The sequence below is a fragment of the Pseudomonas moorei genome, from assembly GCF_008801475.1.
GTDB classification, from domain to species: Bacteria; Pseudomonadota; Gammaproteobacteria; order Pseudomonadales; family Pseudomonadaceae; genus Aquipseudomonas; species Aquipseudomonas moorei.
This window is the reverse complement of sequence record NZ_VZPP01000011.1, coordinates 200,538-220,572: the sequence shown is the minus strand read 5'-3', so window position 1 is coordinate 220,572 and position 20,035 is coordinate 200,538. Positions and strand designations below refer to the sequence as shown.

Sequence of the window (20,035 nt, the reverse complement as noted above, 5' to 3'; positions counted from 1 at the left end):
ATGGCGGTGCCAAATGGCGCCCCGCCATCATGAGCATGCTGCGCCAGCAGATTTGGTGCGGATCAGAGCTCTTCGCTGATCGGCAACACGTAGTTCTTGAACTCGGTATCTTCCTTGAATCCGATGGATTCGTAGGTTTTCTGCGCGACTTTGTTGTTGCTGCTGGTGGAAACGCGCATGCGCACGGCATTGGTTTCCTTGGCCATTTTCTTCGCGGTGCGGATCAGGTTGTCGGCCACCAGTTGGCGGCGGGCGTCTTCGGTGACGTAGATGTCGTTGAGGATCCACACGCGTTTGAGCGATAGCGAGGAAAAGCTTGGGTATAACTGACAGAAGCCCATCAGTTTGTTGTTGTCGTCATCGGAAAGTGCCAGGTAAATCACCGATTCCTTGCGACGCAGGCGTTTTTCGAGGAACGCCCGGGACGAGTCCGGATACGGCAGGGAACCATAAAACTCGCGATATTTGACGAACAACGGGGTCAGCAGGTCCAGGTGTTCGAGGGTCGCTTGAATAATCCGCATGGTAGGTCTCGTCTTCAAGTGGCTGTCTTCACGTGCACTGACGGCAAAAGGTACTCACTGGCAGCCGTTCGTCGATCCTGCCTGAAATCCGCTCGAAAGTGCAATGCAGAAGCGGTTCAGGTAACCGGCGGGCTCAGCAGGAAATTACCCTTTGTGTCCGCGCCGACATCCGCTTCCAGTGTCTGAACCTGGGCTTCGTCCTTCAGGTTGACGCCCGAAAGTTGTCGCCGGCAGGCCTCACGCATCAAATACAGCAAACGGTGTGCCGCCATGCCGTAACTCAGCCCTTCGAGACGCACATTGGAAATGCAATTGCGGTAGGCGTCCGTCAGGCCGACCTTGGGATTGTAGGTGAAATATAAACCCAGGCTGTCTGGCGAGCTGAGGCCGGGGCGTTCGCCGATCAGGATCACTGTCATTTTGGCGCCGAGCAGTTCACCGACCTCGTCGGCCACTGCAACACGACCTTGCTCCACCAGAATCACCGGGGCCAGGGACCAGTTTTCAGCGCCCATCTGTTCTTCCAGGCGCGCCAGAAAAGGCAGTGTGTGCCTATGAACGGCCAATGCCGACAAACCATCGGCGACTACGATCGCCAGATCGACCCCGCCGGGATGGGCCGCTGCGTAATCGCGCAGGATTTGTGCGGACTCATCACTCAGCTTTCGCCCCAAATCAGGGCGCTGCAGGTAGCTGTTGCGATCGATCGCCGCACTGTGCAGCAAGAGGCTTTCGCGCCCGCGTTCAGCCAATTGCGAGCTCAGGGCCTTGTGGTCAAACGGCAAATGCACCGCGTCCCGCGCCTGGGCATGGGCGTACTGGAAATCCAGCTGTGCACGGGTGGGCATGCTGGTGCCGGTGCGGCCCAGGGCAATTCGGGCCGGTGTCAGGCGTCGCAGTTCCAGCCAGGGGTTGTGCGGATCGAAAGGTGGTTTATCCATGGAAACACTCATCCCAATTGCGCCAAGGCCTGGCGGAAGGCCGGTGGCAGGCTGTTGCCGAAGAGAATTTTCCCGTCCGCTTGAGTGAAAATGCCCATTTTCGCCAGCCACTGTTCGAATTCCGGCGCAGGCTTCAGGCCCAGGGTTTGTCGGGCATAGAGCGCGTCGTGGAAGGAAGTGGTCTGGTAGTTGAGCATGATGTCGTCGGAGCCGGGAATACCCATGATGAAGTTGATGCCGGCCACGCCCAGCAGGGTCAACAGGGTGTCCATGTCGTCCTGGTCGGCTTCGGCGTGGTTGGTGTAGCAGATGTCGCAGCCCATCGGGACGCCCAGCAGCTTGCCGCAGAAGTGGTCTTCGAGGCCGGCGCGGATAATTTGTTTACCGTTGTAGAGGTATTCCGGGCCGATGAATCCTACGACGGTGTTGACCAGAAACGGATTGAAATGCCGTGCCACGGCGTAGGCCCGGGTTTCGCACGTCTGTTGATCGACGCCATGATGGGCGTTGGCCGACAGGGCGCTGCCCTGGCCTGTTTCGAAATACATCAGGTTTTGCCCGAGGGTGCCGCGATTGAGGCTCAGTCCGGCGTCGTAACCTTCCTTCAATACATTCAGATTGATGCCGAAACTGGCGTTGGCCGCCTCGGTGCCTGCGATCGACTGGAACACCAGGTCCAGCGGGACTCCGCGATTGACGGCTTCGATCGACGTAGTGACATGCGTCAGAACGCAGGCCTGTGTCGGGATTTCGTAGCGTTGAATGATGGCGTCGAGCATTTCCAGCATCGCGCAGATCGACGCGATGCTGTCGGTAGCCGGGTTGATCCCAATCATTGCATCGCCGTTACCGTGCAGCAAACCGTCAAGGATGCTGGCGGCGATACCGGCCGGTTCGTCCGTGGGGTGATTCGGTTGCAGGCGCGTGGACAGCCGGCCGCGCAGGCCCAGGGTGCCGCGGAACTGCGTGACGACGCGGATTTTCTGTGCGACCAGCACCAGATCCTGCACGCGCATGATCTTCGACACGGCGGCGACCATTTCCGGGGTCAGGCCGGGGGCAAGGGCGCGCAGGACGTGTTCGTCGGCGGCATCACTGAGCAGCCAGTCACGAAAACCGCCCACGGTGAGGTGGCTGACCACGCTGAAGGCGTGCTTGTCGTGGGTGTCGATGATCAGTCGGGTGACTTCATCATCTTCGTAGGGAATCAGTACTTCCTGTAGGAAATGGCTCAGCGGAATGTCGGCCAAAGCCATTTGCGCGGCCACACGTTCGCCGTCATTGAGCGCGGCGACGCCGGCCAGAAAGTCCCCGGAGCGCGCCGGACTGGCTTTGGCCATCACTTCCTTGAGGTTTTCGAAGCGATAGGTCTGAGCGCCGACGGAATGGGCAAATGCGGCCATGGGGCGGTGTCCTCTGGTTCTGTACAAATCTTGATAACACAAACAGTCCCTTGTGGGAGAGCTTGCTCCCACAAGGGATTTGCATGCACTTCAATCATGCAGGCGCCAGGCCAGGAGCCCGGCGCCGGTGCAACTCAGACGCCTTCGAGCATGGCGTCTGCCGGTGCTTCGGAGCGTTGTTTGGCGGTCAATTGGAAATACAGGTAACCGGCGGCCATGAATCCGACGAAAATCAGCCCGATCAAGGTGTTGAACCAGGCCATCGCGACCAGGCACACCACGGCGAGAAACAGCGCGATGCCCGGCACGATCGGGTAACCCGGAGCACGGAAGGTGCGTTCCAGGTTCGGCTCGGTTTTACGCAGTTTGAACAGGCTCAGCATACTGATGATGTACATCACGATGGCACCGAATACCGACATGGTGATCATCGCCGCCGTCAGGGTCATGCCTTGCAGGTTGACCAGGCCGTCGCTGTAAATCGCCGCGATGCCGATCACGCCACCAACAAGAATTGCCCGGTGCGGCGTCTGGAAGCGCGACAGCTTGGCCAGGCTGCGGGGCAGGTAGCCGGCGCGGGCCAGGGCAAAGAACTGACGCGAGTAGCCCAGGATGATCCCGTGGAAGCTCGCCACCAGACCGAACAGGCCGATCCACACCAGCATGTGCATCCAGCTCGAATTGTTGCCCACCACGGCCTTCATGGCTTGGGGCAGCGGATCGTTGATGTTCGACAATTGACGCCAGTCGCCAACGCCGCCGGCCATGACCATTACGCCGATGGCCAGGAACACCAGGGTCAGAATCCCGCTGACGTAGGCCTTGGGAATCGTTCGTTTGGGATCCTTGGCTTCTTCGGCCGCCATGGCCGCGCCTTCGATGGCCAGAAAAAACCAGATCGCAAAGGGAATGGCGGCGAAAATGCCGGGAACGGCCGCCATCGTAAATTCGCTGGAGCCGGACCAGCCATTGAGCACAAAGTTACTGAAACTGAAGCCTGGCGCAACGACGCCCATGAACACCAGCAGTTCGGCGACCGCCAGCACGGTGACCACCAGTTCGAAGGTGGCCGCGATGCTGACGCCGAGGATATTCAGGGTCATGAACACGAAGTAGGCGCCTACTGCCGCGATCTTCGGGTCCAGTTCCGGGTATTGCACGTTGAGGTAGGCGCCGATGGCCATTGCGATCGCCGGTGGCGCAAAGACGAACTCGATCAGGGTGGCAATGCCGGCGATCAGGCCGCCTTTCTCGCCAAAGGCCCGCCGGCTGTAGGCAAACGGCCCGCCCGCATGGGGGATGGCGGTGGTCAATTCGGTGAAGCTGAAGATGAAGCAGGTGTACATCGTCGCCACCATCAGGGCGGTGACGAGGAAACCCAGGGTGCCTGCTGTGCCCCAGCCGTAACTCCAGCCGAAGTATTCGCCGGAAATCACCAGGCCGACGGCGATGCCCCATAAATGCAGGGTGCCGAGTGTGGGTTTGAGCTGTGTGGTAGAAGTCATAAGTCCTCGCTGTCTTTTTTATTGTTTGATCTTTTGGACTTTCGTAAGCGGCGCTTGCGTGTAATGCGGGCACGCAAGGGCCGTGCCAGAGCGGCCAGGCGTTGGGTTGTGTGTCATTGGAGGTGCCATCGCGAGCAGGGTTCTGTGTCAGGTCCCGATAGGTGGATGCACCACAAAAACCTGTGGGAGCGGGCTTGCCGGCGATGACGGTTGGGAGGGCGACACAGAAATCCTGTGCCGCCCTCCGGTTTTTAGAAGAAGCCCAACGGATTGATGTCGTAGCTCACCAGCAGGTTTTTGGTCTGCTGATAATGATCAAGCATCATCTTGTGGGTTTCACGGCCGACGCCGGACTTCTTGTAACCGCCGAACGCAGCGTGCGCCGGGTACAGGTGGTAGCAGTTGGTCCATACACGACCGGCCTTGATGGCGCGGCCCATGCGGTAGGCGCGGTTGATGTCGCGGGTCCAGAGGCCGGCGCCCAGGCCGAACTCGGTGTCGTTGGCGATGGCCAGGGCTTCGGCTTCGTCCTTGAAGGTAGTGATGCTGACTACCGGGCCAAAGATTTCTTCCTGGAACACGCGCATTTTGTTGGTGCCCTTGAGCAGCGTCGGCTGGATGTAATACCCGGTCGCCAGATTGCCCTCGAGTTTTTCCACCTTGCCGCCGGTCAGCAGTTCAGCGCCTTCGCCCTTGGCGATTTCCAGGTACGAAAGGATTTTGTCGAATTGCTGCTCGGACGCCTGGGCGCCGACCATGGTGTCGGTGTCCAGCGGGTCGCCACGTTTGATCTGCAGGACCTTCTTCATCACCACTTGCATGAATTCGTCGTAGATCGACTCTTGTACCAGCGCGCGGGAAGGGCAGGTGCAGACTTCGCCCTGATTGAAGAACGCCAGCACCAGCCCTTCGGCGGCTTTTTCGATGAAGGTCGGTTCGGCCTTCATGATGTCTTCGAAGAAGATGTTCGGCGACTTGCCGCCAAGCTCCACGGTGCTTGGGATGATGTTTTCGGCGGCGCATTTCATGATGTGCGAGCCGACCGGGGTTGAGCCGGTGAAGGCGATTTTGGCGATGCGTTTGCTGGTGGCCAGGGCTTCGCCGGCTTCTTTACCGAAACCTTGCACTATGTTCAGCACGCCGGGCGGCAGCAGGTCGCCGATCAGTTCGACCAGCACGGTGATGCCCAGTGGGGTTTGTTCGGCAGGTTTAAGCACCACGCAGTTGCCGGCGGCCAGGGCCGGGGCGAGTTTCCAGGCGGCCATCAGGATCGGGAAGTTCCACGGAATGATCTGCCCGACCACGCCCAGCGGTTCATGGATGTGATAGGCCACGGTGTTGCCGTCGATTTCGGCAGCGCTGCCTTCCTGGGCGCGGATGCAGCCGGCGAAGTAGCGGAAGTGGTCGGCGGCCAGTGGAATGTCGGCGTTGAGGGTTTCGCGCACGGCTTTGCCGTTGTCCCAGGATTCGGTGATTGCCAGCAGTTCGAGGTTCTGCTCGATGCGGTCGGCAATTTTCAGCAGCACCAGCGAGCGTGCCTGGGCGGACGTGGCGCCCCAGGCATCGGCGGCTGCGTGGGCGGCGTCCAGGGCCTTGTCGATGTCTTCGGCGGTGGAACGCGGGAATTCGGCAATCGGTTGGCCATTGACTGGCGAAGTATTGGTGAAGTACTGACCTTTGACAGGCGCGACGAACTCGCCGCCGATGTAGTTACCGTATTTGCTCTTGAACGAAACGATAGCGCCTTCAGTACCGGGGTGAGCGTAACGCATGATAGTTCTCCTTGGCTTTTGTATTTATAAGAGAGACGCGCATGTGCGCTTGCTATAAGCGTAGAGCAAGGGTCGGGCCAGTGCCTTGCAGGTCAGGTAAATCAAGGCCTTGGGCGATTTTTGTCGGACGGGCGGGCGGTGTCTGTGACGCTTTCGGTACAGTGCCTGTGACACTTTGTACCGGTTGTGGCACAGCCTGTGACTGGCGGGTCTTGCCGGCATTGCAATGCAGACTAGGCTGGAGGATGCTCGGCATCACCTCAACACGGGTCGCCGAGCCCCGGGGAGAAAAATAAGAAATGCACGACAACCATTTGAGTCGCCATGCCCAGCAAGTGCTGACTGTGACCCAGGGCAAAGCCCACCTGCACGGTCCAGGCAGCGACCCGTCCATCGCCCGCTCCTGGCTGCGCTGCCTTGAGGACTATCACCTCGATCCGGCCCTGAACATGGCGCCGACCGTGCTGGAACATGGACGCGTCCTCGAAAGCCGTGAACGCCTGCAGCAAGTGCTGCACATCGCCGGCAATGAAATGACCAGCCTGCATCAACAGCTTTCCGGTGCCGGCCACGCGGTGCTGCTGACCGATGCGCGCGGCGTGATCCTCAACTGTGTGACGGCGCCCGCCGAACGGAAGATTTTCGAGCGCGCCGGGCTCTGGCTCGGCGCCGACTGGAGTGAGGCCTGCGAAGGCACCAATGGCATCGGGACCTGCCTGGTGGAGCGTCAGTCGCTGACCATCCACCAGGACGAGCACTTCCGCGGCCGCCATACCGGCCTGACCTGCTCGGCGAGCCCCGTGTTCGACCCTCACGGTGAGCTGCTGGCGGTGCTCGACGTCTCTTCGGCACGGCATGAGGTGTCGCGTCAGAGTCAGTTCCACACCATGGCCCTGGTCAATCTTTCGGCGAAGATGATCGAGAGCTGCTATTTCCTGCGTTACTTCGATAATCAATGGCTGCTGCGTTTTCATTTGCAGGCCGAGTCCGTCGGGCTGTTCAGTGAAGGGTTGCTGGCGTTCGATGGCGAAGGGCGAATCTGTGCGGTGAATCAGAGTGCGCTGAATCTGCTGGGACTTGTTCGCGGTGGCTTGCTGGGTAAGCCGGTGGAAGCCTTTTTCGACTGCTCGCTGGATGAGTTGCTTGGCCGTGCCAGCGCCAATGCCAGCGCCAGTTGGCCGCTGCGCACCCGCGACGGACGCAAGCTGTTCGCCGTACTGCGTGGGCAGCCGCGCCGCGTGCCGGTGCCACTGGTGCCCAGTCCGGTGGTGGAGGAGCGTGCGCCGTTATCGGGCATCTGCCTGGGCGATGCCGGTTTACAGGCGGACTTCCGCAAGGCCCTACGGGTGTACGAACGGGACGTGCCATTGCTGATCAACGGTGAAACCGGCTCGGGCAAAGAAGCTTTCGCCAAAGCCGTCCATCGCGCCAGTCAACGGGCGGAAAAGGCGTTTGTCGCCCTCAACTGCGCCGCCATCCCGGAAAGCCTGATCGAGAGCGAGCTGTTCGGCTACCGCGGCGGCAGCTTCACCGGGGCGCGCAAGGAAGGCATGCGCGGCAAGTTGCAACAGGCCGATGGCGGCACGTTGTTCCTCGACGAGATCGGCGATATGCCCCTGGCGATGCAGACGCGCCTGTTGAGGGTGCTGGAGGATCGTCAGGTGGTGCCGATCGGCGGCGAGCCGGAGGCGGTCAACGTGCGGATCATCAGCGCCACGCACCGCAATCTGCTGGAGCGGGTGCAGGAAGGCAGTTTCCGTGAGGACCTGTACTACCGGCTCAACGGACTAGAGGTCGCGCTGCCGGCATTGCGCGATCGCAGCGACAAATCGCAGCTGCTGGATTTTTTGCTGGCCGAAGAGGCGGGCGCAGAATCGGTCATGATCGACGCGCCAGCCCGCCAGGCTTTGCTGGGTTTCGCCTGGCCGGGCAACGTGCGGCAGTTGCGCAATGTTCTGCGGACCTTGGCAGCGTTGTGTGAGGGCGGACGCATTGTTCTGGAAGATTTGCCGGCAATGATCCGCCAGGCCCGACCGGCGGTACTGCCGACCGTTGAAGAGCCTGCCGAACATCCGCTGGAGGATGCCGAGCGCCTGGCGCTGTTGAATGCCCTGGAGCAAACGCGCTGGCACATGACCCATACGGCCGAACAGTTGGGGGTCAGCCGCAATACGCTTTACAGAAAACTGCGCAAGCACGGTATCGCCCGCTAGAGGGCAGCACAATCTGTGGGAGCACGCCATCGCTGGCAAGCGGTGCTCCTGCAGGTTCGGCCGTAAGCGGTGGCTGAAACACAAGGTGCGAATTTCCCCTCCCTAAGCTAACCTGCGGCCATGTTTTACGAGGTCGACTATGCACATTCATATTCTTGGTATCTGCGGCACTTTCATGGGTTCGATGGCGGTTCTGGCCAAAGAGCTGGGCCATCACGTGACGGGCTCCGATGCCAACGTCTATCCGCCGATGAGCACTCAGCTCGAGGCTCAGGGCATCGAGTTGACCCAAGGCTATGATCCGGCGCAACTGGACCCGGCCCCCGACCTGGTGGTGATCGGCAACGCCATGTCGCGTGGCAACCCTGCCGTGGAATATGTGCTGAACAAAGGCCTGCCCTACGTCTCCGGTCCGCAATGGCTGGCGGACCACGTGCTGCAAGGCCGCTGGGTGCTGGCCGTTGCCGGTACCCACGGTAAAACCACCACCAGCAGCATGCTCGCCTGGGTGCTGGAGCATGCGGGCATGAGCCCGGGCTTCCTGATCGGCGGCGTGCCGCAGAATTTCTCGGTATCGGCGCGCCTGGGCGATACGCCGTTCTTTGTCATCGAAGCCGACGAGTACGACAGTGCGTTCTTCGACAAACGCTCCAAATTCGTGCACTACCGTCCGCGCACGGCGATTCTGAACAATCTGGAATTCGATCACGCGGACATCTTCCCCGATCTGCCGGCGATCGAGCGGCAATTCCATCACTTGGTGCGGACCATCCCGAGTGAAGGCCTGATTATTCATCCGACCACCGAGCCGGCCTTGCAACGCGTCATCGAGATGGGCTGCTGGACCCCGGTGCAAACCACGGGTGCCGGCGGTCAGTGGCAGGTCAAGTTGCTCAGTGAAGATGGCTCGAAGTTCGAAGTCATGTTCGAAGGCGATTCCCAGGGTGTGGTCGAGTGGGACATGACCGGCCAGCACAACGTCGCCAACGCACTGGCCACGCTGGCGGCGGCTCGTCACGTCGGTGTGGTGCCATCCATGGGCATTGCCGCATTGAGCGCCTTCAAGAGCGTGAAGCGCCGCATGGAAAAAGTCGCGGAAGTGCGCGGCATCAGTATCTATGACGACTTCGCTCACCATCCGACCGCCATTGCCACCACCCTAGACGGCTTGCGCAAGCGTATTGGCGATGCTCCATTGATCGCCATCATCGAGCCGCGCTCCAACTCCATGAAGCTCGGTGCGCACCGTGACGGTTTGCCGGAAAGCGTGGTCGATGCCGACCAGGTGATCTGGTACGCACCGGCCAACCTGGGTTGGGATCTGGCGGGCACCGCCGCGTTGTGCACGGTGCCGTCGATCGTCAGCGATTCGCTGGAAGGCATCATCGAGCGCGTCAAGAGCCAGGCCCAGCCCGGTACTCACGTAGTGATCATGAGCAATGGCGGCTTCGGCGGCCTGCACGGCAAACTCGCCGAGGCGCTCAAATGAACAACGGCCCCGACCGCATCACACTGGCGATGACGGGCGCTTCCGGCGCCCAGTACGGCTTGCGCCTGCTCGACTGCCTGGTGCGCGAAGAGCGGGAAGTGCACTTTCTGATTTCCAAGGCCGCGCAGCTGGTGATGGCCACCGAAACCGACGTCACGCTGCCGGCCAAGCCGCAGATGATGCAGGCCTTCCTCACCGAATACACCGGCGCTGCCGCCGGGCAGATTCGGGTGTATGGCAAGGAAGACTGGATGTCGCCGGTGGCCTCGGGCTCTGGCGCACCGGCGGCGATGGTGGTGGTGCCATGTTCCACAGGGACGTTGTCGGCCATCGCGACCGGCGCCTGCAACAACCTGATCGAACGTGCCGCCGATGTGACGCTCAAGGAGCGTCGTCAGCTGATTCTGGTGCCCCGTGAGGCGCCATATTCGAGCATTCACCTGGAGCACATGCTCAAGTTGTCGAACATGGGCGTGACGATTCTGCCGGCATCGCCAGGCTTCTATCATCAGCCGCAAACCATCGACGACCTGATCGACTTCGTCGTCGCGCGGATTCTCAACTTGCTCAACATTCCGCAAGACATGCTGCCGCGTTGGGGCGAACACCATCTGACCAGCGATGAATAAGCTGCTGACGATTGTGCTGGCCTTGCAGTTGGCCGGGTGCGCCACCGCGCGTACGCTGGATGCCGCGAAACCGGGTGCGCCCGTGGTGTATTCAGGGACCCGGCTGGATTTGTATGCGATGAACGGTGGTTGCTGCGCGATGGACCGCTTCGGTGCCGAAGCGCCGAGCTATCCTGGCGTCGACCTGCCGGCCAGTGCACTGCTCGACACCTTGCTGTTGCCCTTGTCGTTGCTGACGGTGATCGGGGTCAGTTTTCAGGCAACCGGTGGGCTGTAGGAGAACCGGCTTCTATGGCGAGGGGGCAAGCCGCCTCGCCACAAGCTGGTGGGTTTATTTGCCTAACTTGCGCAGCTCATCTGACTCGACAATCCGCACCCCATCCTGTTCTTCCAGTGCGAGCCGCCACATGGCGCGGGCCAGTTGGCAGGCTTCGATGCCGTGGTATTTGCCGGGAATCAATCGAGACAAGGGGCCGGCGACTCTCTCTGCCAGGCGCGGTTCGGTGCGCTCGCCCAGCAGCAGCGATGGACGGCAGATGGTCAGTTGCGGCCAGTCCTGCGCGCGCAAAGCCTGCTCCATCTCGCCTTTGACCCGATTGTAGAAAATCGGAGATTTCGGATCGGCGCCCAAGGCACTGATCACGATCAGATGGCGGGCGCCCATCTCCCGCGCACGTTTGGCGAAGGCCACCACCATGTCCAGATCGACGGCACGAAACGCCTGTTCCGAGCCCGCCTGCTTGATGGTGGTGCCCAGGCAGCAATAGGCGATGTCGACGCGACCGTTCAATTGCGGCAGAAATGACGACGGGTCGCCGACCGGGTTTTCAAGGTGTGGGTGCTTGGCCAATGGCCGGCGCGAGGGAGCCAGAACCCGCGTAATCGTAGGTTCGTTGAGCAGGCGATCGAGTAAGTGTTCACCGGTCAAACCGGTGGCTCCGGCAAGCAGCACGTGCTGAGGCGTCAAGTACATAGTGTCTCTCCCTTGATACTCATCAGCTTAGTTGCTCTTTGCATCCTTGCTTTCAATGGCGGCACTTTGCAATGCCTTTCGAGCCTGCTGCTTGCGTAACAGTTGCCAGTGGGACAAGACGGTCCTCGGTGCCCATATTTGCGGTTCCGAGGCTTCGAAGTTGTCCGCCAGCTCACGCTCGGCCACTGTGGCCTTGGCCAGTTTGAAGGCCTGTTCCAAGTCGTCGGTCTGGTTCAGGGCCTGGGCGAACAGGGCGTCGCCGAAGTAGGTGAAGTTGGCTTCTTCCGAACAGCCGAAGGACACGCGATCAGCCCGCGAGGCGGTCATGATCAGGGTGCGTTCGTCCTTGAGGGCAGGGATGAAACCGCCAGAGTAGCAGGATGAAATCACGATGATCTTGTCGCGGTTTTTCAGCGGGGCCAGGACCGCGGCCAGTTCGTCGGGGGGTAGGTCGGCCAGTTCCATGCGTGGCTGGTCGAGCACCAGTTCATTTTCGCTGGTGCCGTGACTGGTCAGGTAGATGAAAATCAGGTCTTCCGGCCCGCTGCGTTCAGCCAGGGTCATGGCGGCCCGGCGAAGGTTCTCCCGGGTGGCCATCGGCCGGTCGACGAGGTGGTCGCGATGGTTCACCAGGCGGATCTGGCCAAAGGCACCGAAGCGGCTGCTGAGCATGTTGGCGACGTAATCGGATTCGCGCAGGAAGACGCTCTGCTTGCCGTCGCCGCCGAGAGTCAGGGTGTACAGCTCCACGGCCGGGGTCGAGGCCGGCACGTTGTTGAGTGCGTCTTCCAGCAAGCGGCCCTGGGCCAGCAGGCCGAGCTCGAGGGGGTCGGGGAGTAACTTGCCCTCGGCATCGCGCACGCGCTGGCCGTTGACCCAGGTGCCGCTTTGTACCGTGCCGTCCGTCAGTACCAGGGTGCCACGCCCGGAATAGCTGTCGTTGTCGAACTGGCCGATGTAGAAACTGCCGTCGGGCAGGTTCAAGCGGCCCTGGCCGACAAAGCGCCAGTCGCTGAATTGACCAATGTAATGACTGCCATCGGCGCCGATCAATTCGCCCTTGCCGTTCAGCGAGCCGTCCTTGAATTGGCCCAGCCAGACATCGCCGTCGGCGTTTTCGTAGCGGCCCTTGCCATTCAGTTGGTTGTTCTTGAAGCCACCGACATAGATGTCGCCGTCGGCACTGCTGAATGTCCCGTTGCCTTCCAGCTGTCCGTCGACGAAGTGCCCGGTGAACTGATTGCCGTTGCCGTCGCTGCGCTGGCCTTCGCCGTTGGGCTTGCCATGGGCGAACTGGCCCTGATACGCGCTGCCGTCGTCGAGTTCGAGTCGGCCAAGCCCTGAATATTGATCGGCCTTGAACTCGCCGCGGTAGGTCATGCCGTTTTCTTTGAGGGTGCCTTCGCCGTCGCGTCGGCCCAGTTTGAAGCCGCCGGTGTAGCTGCTGCCGTTGGTGCTCAAGCTGCCCTGGCCGTCGAACAACCCTTGCTTGAACAGCCCGCGATAGACCTCGCCGTTGCTGCCGTGCCATTCGCCCTGGCCATGCCATTGGCCTTTGTCGAACTCGCCGGCATACCAACTGCCATTCGGGTAATCGATGCGACCCTGTCCTTGCAGCAGCCCATTGACCAGATCCCCACGATAGCGTCCGCCATCCGGCAGGCGGGCGTCAGGGGGCAGCGGCGATTCGCCGTCGCCGCAAGCGGTGAGCATCAGGGTCAAGGCAAGGAGTGCAAGTGAGCGCATAGCGGGATCCGGGCAATTAGGCGACGGAGTATGCCGTAGCTATGTGACCTTATACAGCCGGTATAAAAGGAGGTGATGCGAAACAGTGCGACCTGCTTCGCATCCGGATGGTTTACACGAAGCAGAGCGACAATGGCTCGGCGATGTACGCCGGCTTGTCCGAGCCTTCGATTTCCAGGGTGGCGGTGGCTTTGAGCAGCCATTGGCCGGGTTTTTTCTCGGTGACGTCGGTCAGATCGACTTTGAGGCGCACTTTCGAATTGACCTTGACCGGTTGAATGAAACGCACGCTGTCGAGGCCGTAGTTGACCACCATTTTCAAGCCTTCAGGCATGACGAGGATGTCTTCCATCAGTTTTGGGATCAGCGACAGCGACAGGAATCCATGGGCGATGGTACTGCCAAATGGCGTTTGCGCGGCTTTGACCGGATCGACGTGGATGAACTGATAGTCCCCTGTGGCTTCAGCGAACAGGTTGATGCGTTCCTGATCGATGGTGAGCCATTCGGAACGTCCAAGTTCCTTGCCGACATAATCTTTGAGCTCTGCAACTGGAACATAGGGCATTGAGACTCTCCTTGGGTTCATCGGTTTTATAGTGTTGAAGTGGAGGGAATTTGCCTCCCGGCTTACCACTTTAGATCAACATGGCAAAGTGCTCCGGTCAACCGACCATGCTTTTGGCGAATGCCGGTCTATAGCGCTGGCGTGCTTATAATGCCCGGGCCAATGCGGGTGACGGATTTTGCGGGAGATGAAAAATGTTGTTACGTGGCCTGACCTGGCTGGTGCTGTTCCAATTGCTCGGCACCGCGATCAACCATTTGTTTTTGCCGGTGCTGCCTGGGCCGATTGTCGGCCTGCTGTTGTTGCTGGTGTACCTGATCAGCCGTGGCCAGGTCGGTGAGCCGCTGAATCTGGCGGCCAGCAGTCTGTTGCGTTACTTGCCCCTGCTGCTGGTGCCTCCGGCCGTGGGCGTGATGGTTTACGCCAAGGACATTGCCGCGGATTTCTGGGCCATCGTCGGTGCGCTGGTGTTGTCGCTGCTGCTGTCCATGGCCTTCGCGGGCGTGTTGATGCAGCGCTTGATCAAGCGTTACGTACATACTTCCGGGGACAGCCAATGATCCTCGACTGGCACGGCGCCTGGACGTCGGTGATTCACCATCCACTGTTCGGTATCGGCATTACCCTCGGCGCCTATCAACTGGTGCTGGCAGCGTTCGAGAAAACCCGCTGGATCTTTTTGCAGCCGGTGCTGGTCTCCATGTTGCTGGTGATCGGTGTGCTGGTGGGCTGCGGGCTGACCTACGCCGAGTATCGCAAGAGCACCGAGATTCTCAGCATTCTGCTTGGTCCGGCGACGGTCGCGCTGGCCGTGCCGCTTTACCTCAACCTGCGGCGGATTCGGCAGTTGTTCTGGCCGATTTTTACTACGCTGGTGATAGGCGGCGTGGTGGCGACAGGCTTGGGTGTGCTGTTGGGCTGGTGGTTCGGCGCCGAACACATGATCCTGATGACCATGGCGCCGAAGTCGGTGACTTCACCGATCGCCATGTTGGTGGCCGAGCAAATCGGAGGCGTCGCGGCGCTGGCGGCGGTGTTCGTGCTGATCACGGGTGTGCTCGGGGCGATTTTTGGCCCGAGTCTGCTGACCCGGCTCGGTGTCCACAGCCCTGAGGCACGTGGCATGGCGCTGGGCATGACCGCCCACGCGGTTGGCACGTCGGTGGCCTTGCAGGAAAGTGAAGAGTGCGGCGCGTTCGCGGCGCTGGCGATGAGTTTGATGGGCGTAGCCACGGCGGTGTTCCTGCCGTTGGCGGTGTCGATGATGGTTTGAAGGAAATGTCTATGAGTCTGCCGCTTTTTCCGCTGAACACGGTGCTGTTCCCCGGTTGCATCCTCGACTTGCAGATTTTCGAGGCGCGCTACCTGGACATGATCGGCCGCTGCATGAAACAGGGCGGTGGATTCGGCGTTGTATGCATTCTCGACGGCGAAGAAGTCGGCATCGCTCCGGCGGGTTACGCGCTGGTCGGCTGCGAGGCGCTGATCACCGATTTCAAACAGCAGGACAACGGCCTGCTCGGGATTCGAGTCCAGGGCGGTCGGCGATTCCATGTCTTGCGCACTGAGGTTCAGCGCGATCAGTTGACCGTCGCCGAGGTCGAGTGGCTGGAGGATGAGCCCGAGCAGCCGCTGCAGGACGAGGACGCCGATCTGGTGGCCTTGCTCAAGGCGCTGGCCGAACACCCGATGGTCGAAGCGCTGAACATGGGCACGGAAGCAACGGGGCAACAATCGCTGGCCAATCAGTTGGCCTACCTGTTGCCGTTTGCCGAGGTGGACAAGATCGACCTCCTGCAGCTCGATGATCCGCAGCAACGACTGGATGCGATTCAGGCGTTGCTGGACGAGTTGCAGGGCGAGTTGTTTGCCTGAGCTTTCTTAATAGGCATACCGCAGCATCGTGTGCGGCAAATTCCGCAACACGAAGAATCCGAACAACGCCACCAGCGCCGGCAATACCAGCCACCACACCTTGGGCGGCAGGGCATTGAGCGAAGTCTGACGCTGACTCAACCCCAGGCTCACCGCGCAGACGCACGCCGCCAGCATCGCGCCGGCCAGGATATCCGTCGGCCAATGCGCGCCGAGGTAGACGCGGGAAAGGGAGATTGCCAGCGCTGGCAGGCATCCCACCAGCAGCCAGGTCAGGCGCATCCGTGGTGGCTGTCCGCGGCCGGCCAGCACGGCGAGGGTCAGGAACAGCGCGAAAGAGCCTGACGCATGGCCGCTCGGCATGCTGTAACTGGTCAACGGGTCGCTGAGCACTTCTGGGCGCAGGCGGGTGAAAAAGTGTTTGGTCAGGGTGTTGCCCAGTGCGGTGAACATCAGAGTGCTGCCGGCGAAGATCGCCTGACGCCATTGCCGGGTGACCAGCAGCAGTCCAACCAGCAAGGCACTGAACAGCAGCATGTTGCGGAATTCGCCAATCAGCGTGAAAACCACGGCGGCTTCGTCGAGCGCCGGGCTGCGGTGTTCCTGGATCAGGGTCATCACCCCCTGGTCGAGGGCCGTCAGGTGCGGGTAGCCGATAAACAATCCCACCAGTATCAGAAAACTCATGCCGGCAATGAACATCGTGGCGTTGCGGTGGCTGCGCAGGCTGCTGGTGGCGCTCAATCCCACCATGACCGCAATGCTGCCGACGACTATCCCGGTCTGTAGCCAGAAGCCCTCGGGCAATGGCAAGCGAATCGCCGCGCCGGTGGTCCAGCCCGGCAGCAGATACGCGACCGACCATCCCGCCGCCGCCAGCAGGCTGACGGCGAAGAAGCGTGGGAAGGGCATGTCGAACATCCCCGCGACCATCGGCAGCATTGGCCGCAAGGGGCCGATGAAGCGCCCGACCAGCAGGCTGGCGATGCCGTAGCGCTGAAAGTATGACTCGGCCCCGGCGATCCATTCCGGGTGATGGCGCAGCCCGGGCAGGCGCCGGATGTTCTGATGGAAATGGCGTCCCAGGAAATAGGACACGACGTCGCCCAGCACGCCAGCGAGAAATCCCAGCAACAGGGTCTCGCTCAAGGACAGCGCACCGCTGCCGGCCAGTACCGCGACGGCGAACAGTAAAACCGTGCCGGGTACGATGAGGCCGGCAATCGCCAGGCACTCCACGAACGCAACCATGAATACCGCCGCCGCCAGCCATTGCGGGTTGACCGTCAACCAGGCGGTCACGCTATCGAGCCATGGGCCCATAAAGACAACTCCATTGAATGTTCAATTGATCCTGTTGAATCCACACGTCACCGAACCCTGTGGGAGCGGGCTTGCCCGCGATAGCGGTAGGCCAGTCGACATCGATGTCGACGGGTATGGCCTCATCGCGGGCAAGCCCGCTCCCACAGCAATAGGGTCGCATCAAAAATTTGTCAGCATTCAGGACAGCACAAAATAATCGCGACCTTCGACCTGCCCCCGTCTCAGTGGGTTCCGCGTGCAATGGGCGGCATAGGCGCCGTCCACGAAGCGGTACATCAGGTGTTCGTCGCGCCCGTGCGGAATGCCCAGGCGGGTCGCCTGGATAATATGGGGGGGTGTCTGTCCGACGTCTTCCACCAGCAGCACTTCGTGATCGAAGCGTTTGGCGTCCCAGACGGGCACCTTCAGTCCCAGGGACTTGCACAGCAGCGTTTGCCCCGCGCACAGTTTCTGCGAGGGGCGTGGATGGCCTTTGGCGTCGGGGTTGTTCAGCAGCATCTGCGCCAGGCTCGCCGGTCCGCTCAATTCGTCGACCCACGGGTAGGCTGATTTGATCAGTACGGCATTGCCCGGGCCTTGCGCGCTGAAGTTCAGGGAATCGCCACCTCGGGCGTAATACATATAGATGTGGCCACCATCCAGAAACAAAGCCTTACGCTTTTCTGTGTAGCCGAGGGATGCATGGCTGCCTTTTTCTTCGCAGTAGTAGGCTTCGGTTTCGATAATCCTTGCACTGAGCCACAGGTCGCCGACCCGATGGCGGATGACTTTGCCCAGTAGATCCCGGGCCAGAATTTGGGCGTCACGATCGAAAAAAGCGTCCGGGAGGCCCTTGGGCAGGCTCTCGGCGGACTCACGAACAGTCAGATTAGTCATGATGAACGGCGTTTATCAGGGCTGATTGAGTCGTGATGATAACAATTTGCGGCTTAATCCCGGCTTAACGTCGGCAAATTGCCCTCCATTTCGACCATCCGCCCGTCACCGCTGTTAGTCAGTGGACGCGACAGCTATAATCTGCCGCTTTATTCTTTACCAAGACCTCATAAAGACCCTTCCAGACCATGACTGAGTCCGTTCTTGACTACATGACCCGCTTGGGCCGCGCCGCCCGCGAGGCTTCCCGCGTCATCGGCCGTGCCAGCACCGCGCAGAAAAACCGCGCCTTGCAGGCCGCTGCCAATGCGCTGGACGCGGCTCGCACCGAGCTGGCGGCTGCCAACGAGCTGGATTTAGCAGCTGGCCGCGCCAATGGTCTGGAACCGGCCCTGCTCGAACGCCTTGCGCTGACCCCCGCGCGCATCGATGGCATGATCGTCGGTCTGCGTCAGGTCGCGGCGCTGCCGGATCCGGTCGGTGCGATCCGTGACATGAGCTACAGACCGTCGGGGATCCAGGTCGGCAAGATGCGTGTGCCCTTGGGTGTGATCGGAATTATTTACGAGTCGCGACCGAACGTGACCATCGACGCCGCCAGCCTGTGCCTGAAGTCCGGTAACGCAACTATCCTGCGCGGCGGCTCCGAGGCCATTCACTCCAATCGTGCCATCGCCGCCTGTATCCAGCGCGGTCTGGCCGAGGCCGATCTGCCGGCTGCCGTGGTGCAAGTGGTCGAAACCACCGATCGCGCCGCCGTTGGTGCATTGATCACCATGCCGGAATACGTGGACGTCATCGTCCCCCGTGGCGGCCGTGGTCTGATCGAACGGGTCAGCCGTGATGCCCGCGTGCCGGTGATCAAGCATCTGGACGGCATTTGCCACGTTTACGTCAGTGCTCACGCCGACCTCGCCAAAGCCCAGCGTATCGCCTTCAATGCCAAGACTTACCGCTATGGCATTTGCGGTGCGATGGAGACGCTGCTGGTCGACCAAACCGTAGCCGAGGATTTCCTGCCGCCGATGGCTGGCCAGTTCCGCGAGAAAGGCGTCGAGCTGCGTGGTTGCGATCGTACGCGGGCAATTATTGATGCGTTGCCGGCCACGGAAGCAGACTGGAGCACCGAATACCTGGCGCCGATCCTGTCGATCCGCGTGGTCGATGGGCTGGAACAGGCCATCGAACACATCAACCATTACGGTTCTCACCACACCGATTCGATTGTCAGCGAACACCAGGGCGACACCCGGCGCTTCGTGGCTGAAGTCGACTCGTCGTCGGTGATGATCAACACCCCGACGTGCTTCGCCGATGGCTTCGAATATGGATTGGGTGCCGAGATCGGCATTTCTACTGATAAGCTGCACGCCCGCGGCCCGGTCGGCCTCGAAGGTTTGACCTGCGAGAAGTATGTCGTGGTCGGCGATGGACAGCTGCGCGGACAGGAGTCGGCCTGACTTGGGCGACCTCGACCCGTCAGCCCCGGCCACTGCCAGCGAGCCCAATCCTCGCCGTATTGGCGTACTGGGCGGAACCTTCGACCCGGTGCACATCGGCCATTTGCGCGGTGCACTGGAAGTCGCCGAATCGCTGGCGCTCGATGAGCTGCGTCTGACACCCAGTGCCAGGCCGCCCCATCGGGATACGCCGCAGGTGTCGGCCAAAGACCGTCTGGCGATGGTCAAGTGCGCGGTGTCCGGTGTGGCGCCGTTGGTGGTGGACGCCCGCGAATTGCAGCGGGACAAACCGTCCTACACCATCGATACCCTGGAACTGATGCGCGCCGAACTGGCCGCGGATGACCAGGTTTTTCTGCTTTTGGGCTGGGACGCTTTTTGCGGCCTGCCCACTTGGCACCGCTGGGAAGAGTTGCTCCAGCATTGCCATATCCTGGTGTTGCAACGCCCGGATGCCGACAGCGAACCGCCGGATGCCTTGCGCAACCTGCTGGCAGCGCGCTCGGTGAGCGACCCGCTGGCCCTCAAAGGGCCGAGCGGACAGATTGCATTCGTCTGGCAGACACCGCTCGCGGTATCCGCCACCCAGATCCGTCAACTGCTGGCCAGCGGTAAGTCGGTACGTTTCCTGGTGCCCGACGCGGTCCTGGCCTACATCGATGCGCACGGGCTCTACCGTGCGTCGAACTGAATAGGAGTGCCTCAAGGCACGTAGCAACAACGTGTATTGAAGCG

19 protein-coding genes are annotated in these 20,035 nt (G+C 61.1%); 9 read left to right on the top strand and 10 right to left on the bottom strand.

The annotated features are described in order from the left end of the window. Positions 1-62: 62 nt before the first annotated feature. The 5 genes from F7R06_RS22035 to exaC all read right to left on the bottom strand — a co-directional run bounded on the left by F7R06_RS22035 (position 63) and on the right by exaC (position 6,145). Positions 63-524: a GNAT family N-acetyltransferase gene (locus F7R06_RS22035; RefSeq protein WP_090325524.1), complete on the bottom strand. Its 462-nt coding sequence runs from the start codon at positions 522-524 to the stop codon at positions 63-65. Positions 525-640: 116 nt separating this feature from the next. Further along, entirely contained in the window at positions 641-1,465 is an 825-nt protein-coding gene (gene eutC / locus F7R06_RS22030) for an ethanolamine ammonia-lyase subunit EutC (RefSeq protein ID WP_090325523.1), read from the bottom strand. A gap of 8 nt (positions 1,466-1,473) precedes the next feature. Further along, positions 1,474-2,868 (bottom strand): ethanolamine ammonia-lyase subunit EutB, encoded by a 1,395-nt coding sequence (locus tag F7R06_RS22025; RefSeq protein ID WP_090325521.1) that lies wholly within the window; start codon positions 2,866-2,868, stop codon positions 1,474-1,476. A gap of 134 nt (positions 2,869-3,002) precedes the next feature. Beyond that, a complete protein-coding gene (gene eat, locus F7R06_RS22020) occupies positions 3,003-4,373 on the bottom strand; it encodes an ethanolamine permease (protein ID WP_090325519.1) in 1,371 nt (456 codons plus the stop codon). Between the two features lie 251 nt (positions 4,374-4,624). After that, entirely contained in the window at positions 4,625-6,145 is a 1,521-nt protein-coding gene (gene exaC / locus F7R06_RS22015) for an acetaldehyde dehydrogenase ExaC (RefSeq protein WP_090325517.1), read from the bottom strand. A gap of 299 nt (positions 6,146-6,444) precedes the next feature. Between exaC and F7R06_RS22010 the strand changes: the two genes are divergently transcribed. The 4 genes from F7R06_RS22010 to F7R06_RS21995 all read left to right on the top strand — a co-directional run bounded on the left by F7R06_RS22010 (position 6,445) and on the right by F7R06_RS21995 (position 10,753). After that, positions 6,445-8,358 carry a sigma-54-dependent Fis family transcriptional regulator gene (locus F7R06_RS22010; protein WP_090325515.1) on the top strand — a complete coding sequence of 638 codons (1,914 nt, stop codon included), beginning with the start codon at positions 6,445-6,447 and terminating at the stop codon, positions 8,356-8,358. Positions 8,359-8,497: 139 nt separating this feature from the next. Further along, complete coding sequence (mpl, locus tag F7R06_RS22005; protein WP_090325513.1) at positions 8,498-9,847, top strand: UDP-N-acetylmuramate:L-alanyl-gamma-D-glutamyl-meso-diaminopimelate ligase; 1,350 nt, start codon at positions 8,498-8,500, stop codon at positions 9,845-9,847. Further along, a complete protein-coding gene (gene ubiX / locus F7R06_RS22000) occupies positions 9,844-10,476 on the top strand; it encodes a flavin prenyltransferase UbiX (protein ID WP_090325511.1) in 633 nt (210 codons plus the stop codon). The genes mpl and ubiX overlap by 4 nt, the downstream gene beginning before the upstream one ends. After that, positions 10,469-10,753 carry a YceK/YidQ family lipoprotein gene (locus F7R06_RS21995; protein ID WP_090325509.1) on the top strand — a complete coding sequence of 95 codons (285 nt, stop codon included), beginning with the start codon at positions 10,469-10,471 and terminating at the stop codon, positions 10,751-10,753. Before ubiX ends, F7R06_RS21995 begins: the two co-directional genes overlap by 8 nt. A gap of 54 nt (positions 10,754-10,807) precedes the next feature. On the opposite strand, the gene F7R06_RS21990 is transcribed toward F7R06_RS21995, so the two are convergent. The 3 genes from F7R06_RS21990 to F7R06_RS21980 form a co-directional block, all read right to left on the bottom strand. Further along, positions 10,808-11,449 (bottom strand): oxidoreductase, encoded by a 642-nt coding sequence (locus F7R06_RS21990; protein WP_090325507.1) that lies wholly within the window; start codon positions 11,447-11,449, stop codon positions 10,808-10,810. A 27-nt stretch (positions 11,450-11,476) separates the two neighbouring features. Continuing rightward, positions 11,477-13,195 carry a C13 family peptidase gene (locus F7R06_RS21985; protein WP_090325504.1) on the bottom strand — a complete coding sequence of 573 codons (1,719 nt, stop codon included), beginning with the start codon at positions 13,193-13,195 and terminating at the stop codon, positions 11,477-11,479. A gap of 112 nt (positions 13,196-13,307) precedes the next feature. Beyond that, positions 13,308-13,763, bottom strand: a complete 456-nt coding sequence (locus F7R06_RS21980) for a MaoC family dehydratase (RefSeq protein WP_090325503.1) — start codon at positions 13,761-13,763, stop codon at positions 13,308-13,310. A gap of 194 nt (positions 13,764-13,957) precedes the next feature. Between F7R06_RS21980 and F7R06_RS21975 the strand changes: the two genes are divergently transcribed. From F7R06_RS21975 to F7R06_RS21965, 3 genes are read left to right on the top strand one after another with little or no spacing between them, the layout of a single operon-like run. After that, positions 13,958-14,323 carry a CidA/LrgA family protein gene (locus F7R06_RS21975; RefSeq protein ID WP_090325501.1) on the top strand — a complete coding sequence of 122 codons (366 nt, stop codon included), beginning with the start codon at positions 13,958-13,960 and terminating at the stop codon, positions 14,321-14,323. Further along, on the top strand, positions 14,320-15,036 hold the full coding sequence (locus tag F7R06_RS21970; protein WP_090325499.1) for an LrgB family protein: 717 nt from the start codon (positions 14,320-14,322) through the stop codon (positions 15,034-15,036). The genes F7R06_RS21975 and F7R06_RS21970 overlap by 4 nt, the downstream gene beginning before the upstream one ends. A gap of 11 nt (positions 15,037-15,047) precedes the next feature. Continuing rightward, positions 15,048-15,638 carry an LON peptidase substrate-binding domain-containing protein gene (locus F7R06_RS21965; RefSeq protein WP_090325497.1) on the top strand — a complete coding sequence of 197 codons (591 nt, stop codon included), beginning with the start codon at positions 15,048-15,050 and terminating at the stop codon, positions 15,636-15,638. Positions 15,639-15,644: 6 nt separating this feature from the next. On the opposite strand, the gene F7R06_RS21960 is transcribed toward F7R06_RS21965, so the two are convergent. Both F7R06_RS21960 and F7R06_RS21950 read right to left on the bottom strand, forming a co-directional pair. Then, a complete protein-coding gene (locus F7R06_RS21960; RefSeq protein WP_090325495.1) occupies positions 15,645-16,961 on the bottom strand; it encodes a bifunctional DedA family/phosphatase PAP2 family protein in 1,317 nt (438 codons plus the stop codon). A 180-nt stretch (positions 16,962-17,141) separates the two neighbouring features. Then, positions 17,142-17,840: a DNA-3-methyladenine glycosylase gene (locus F7R06_RS21950; protein WP_090325492.1), complete on the bottom strand. Its 699-nt coding sequence runs from the start codon at positions 17,838-17,840 to the stop codon at positions 17,142-17,144. 188 nt (positions 17,841-18,028) lie between these two features. On the opposite strand from F7R06_RS21950, the gene F7R06_RS21945 reads away from it, so the two are divergent. Together F7R06_RS21945 and nadD are read left to right on the top strand one after the other, a co-directional pair. Continuing rightward, on the top strand, positions 18,029-19,300 hold the full coding sequence (locus F7R06_RS21945) for a glutamate-5-semialdehyde dehydrogenase (protein WP_090325490.1): 1,272 nt from the start codon (positions 18,029-18,031) through the stop codon (positions 19,298-19,300). Beyond that, positions 19,269-19,991: a nicotinate-nucleotide adenylyltransferase gene (gene nadD, locus F7R06_RS21940; protein WP_090325488.1), complete on the top strand. Its 723-nt coding sequence runs from the start codon at positions 19,269-19,271 to the stop codon at positions 19,989-19,991. Before F7R06_RS21945 ends, nadD begins: the two co-directional genes overlap by 32 nt. The last annotated feature ends 44 nt before the right edge of the window (positions 19,992-20,035 follow it).

Bases quoted from the DNA above. Each gene is read 5' to 3' on its own strand.
- F7R06_RS21990 (WP_090325507.1), bottom strand. From the start codon at position 11,449: ATGTACTTGACGCCTCAGCACGTGCTGCTTGCCGGAGCCACCGGTTTG.
- nadD (WP_090325488.1), top strand. From the start codon at position 19,269: ATGGACAGCTGCGCGGACAGGAGTCGGCCTGACTTGGGCGACCTCGAC.
- ubiX (WP_090325511.1), top strand. From the start codon at position 9,844: ATGAACAACGGCCCCGACCGCATCACACTGGCGATGACGGGCGCTTCC.
- mpl (WP_090325513.1), top strand. From the start codon at position 8,498: ATGCACATTCATATTCTTGGTATCTGCGGCACTTTCATGGGTTCGATG.
- F7R06_RS22025 (WP_090325521.1), bottom strand. From the start codon at position 2,868: ATGGCCGCATTTGCCCATTCCGTCGGCGCTCAGACCTATCGCTTCGAA.
- eat (WP_090325519.1), bottom strand. From the start codon at position 4,373: ATGACTTCTACCACACAGCTCAAACCCACACTCGGCACCCTGCATTTA.
- F7R06_RS21950 (WP_090325492.1), bottom strand. From the start codon at position 17,840: ATGACTAATCTGACTGTTCGTGAGTCCGCCGAGAGCCTGCCCAAGGGC.
- F7R06_RS21970 (WP_090325499.1), top strand. From the start codon at position 14,320: ATGATCCTCGACTGGCACGGCGCCTGGACGTCGGTGATTCACCATCCA.
- F7R06_RS21995 (WP_090325509.1), top strand. From the start codon at position 10,469: ATGAATAAGCTGCTGACGATTGTGCTGGCCTTGCAGTTGGCCGGGTGC.
- eutC (WP_090325523.1), bottom strand. From the start codon at position 1,465: ATGGATAAACCACCTTTCGATCCGCACAACCCCTGGCTGGAACTGCGA.
- F7R06_RS21980 (WP_090325503.1), bottom strand. From the start codon at position 13,763: ATGCCCTATGTTCCAGTTGCAGAGCTCAAAGATTATGTCGGCAAGGAA.
- F7R06_RS22010 (WP_090325515.1), top strand. From the start codon at position 6,445: ATGCACGACAACCATTTGAGTCGCCATGCCCAGCAAGTGCTGACTGTG.
- F7R06_RS21945 (WP_090325490.1), top strand. From the start codon at position 18,029: ATGACTGAGTCCGTTCTTGACTACATGACCCGCTTGGGCCGCGCCGCC.
- F7R06_RS22035 (WP_090325524.1), bottom strand. From the start codon at position 524: ATGCGGATTATTCAAGCGACCCTCGAACACCTGGACCTGCTGACCCCG.
- F7R06_RS21985 (WP_090325504.1), bottom strand. From the start codon at position 13,195: ATGCGCTCACTTGCACTCCTTGCCTTGACCCTGATGCTCACCGCTTGC.
- exaC (WP_090325517.1), bottom strand. From the start codon at position 6,145: ATGCGTTACGCTCACCCCGGTACTGAAGGCGCTATCGTTTCGTTCAAG.
- F7R06_RS21965 (WP_090325497.1), top strand. From the start codon at position 15,048: ATGAGTCTGCCGCTTTTTCCGCTGAACACGGTGCTGTTCCCCGGTTGC.
- F7R06_RS21960 (WP_090325495.1), bottom strand. From the start codon at position 16,961: ATGGGCCCATGGCTCGATAGCGTGACCGCCTGGTTGACGGTCAACCCG.
- F7R06_RS21975 (WP_090325501.1), top strand. From the start codon at position 13,958: ATGTTGTTACGTGGCCTGACCTGGCTGGTGCTGTTCCAATTGCTCGGC.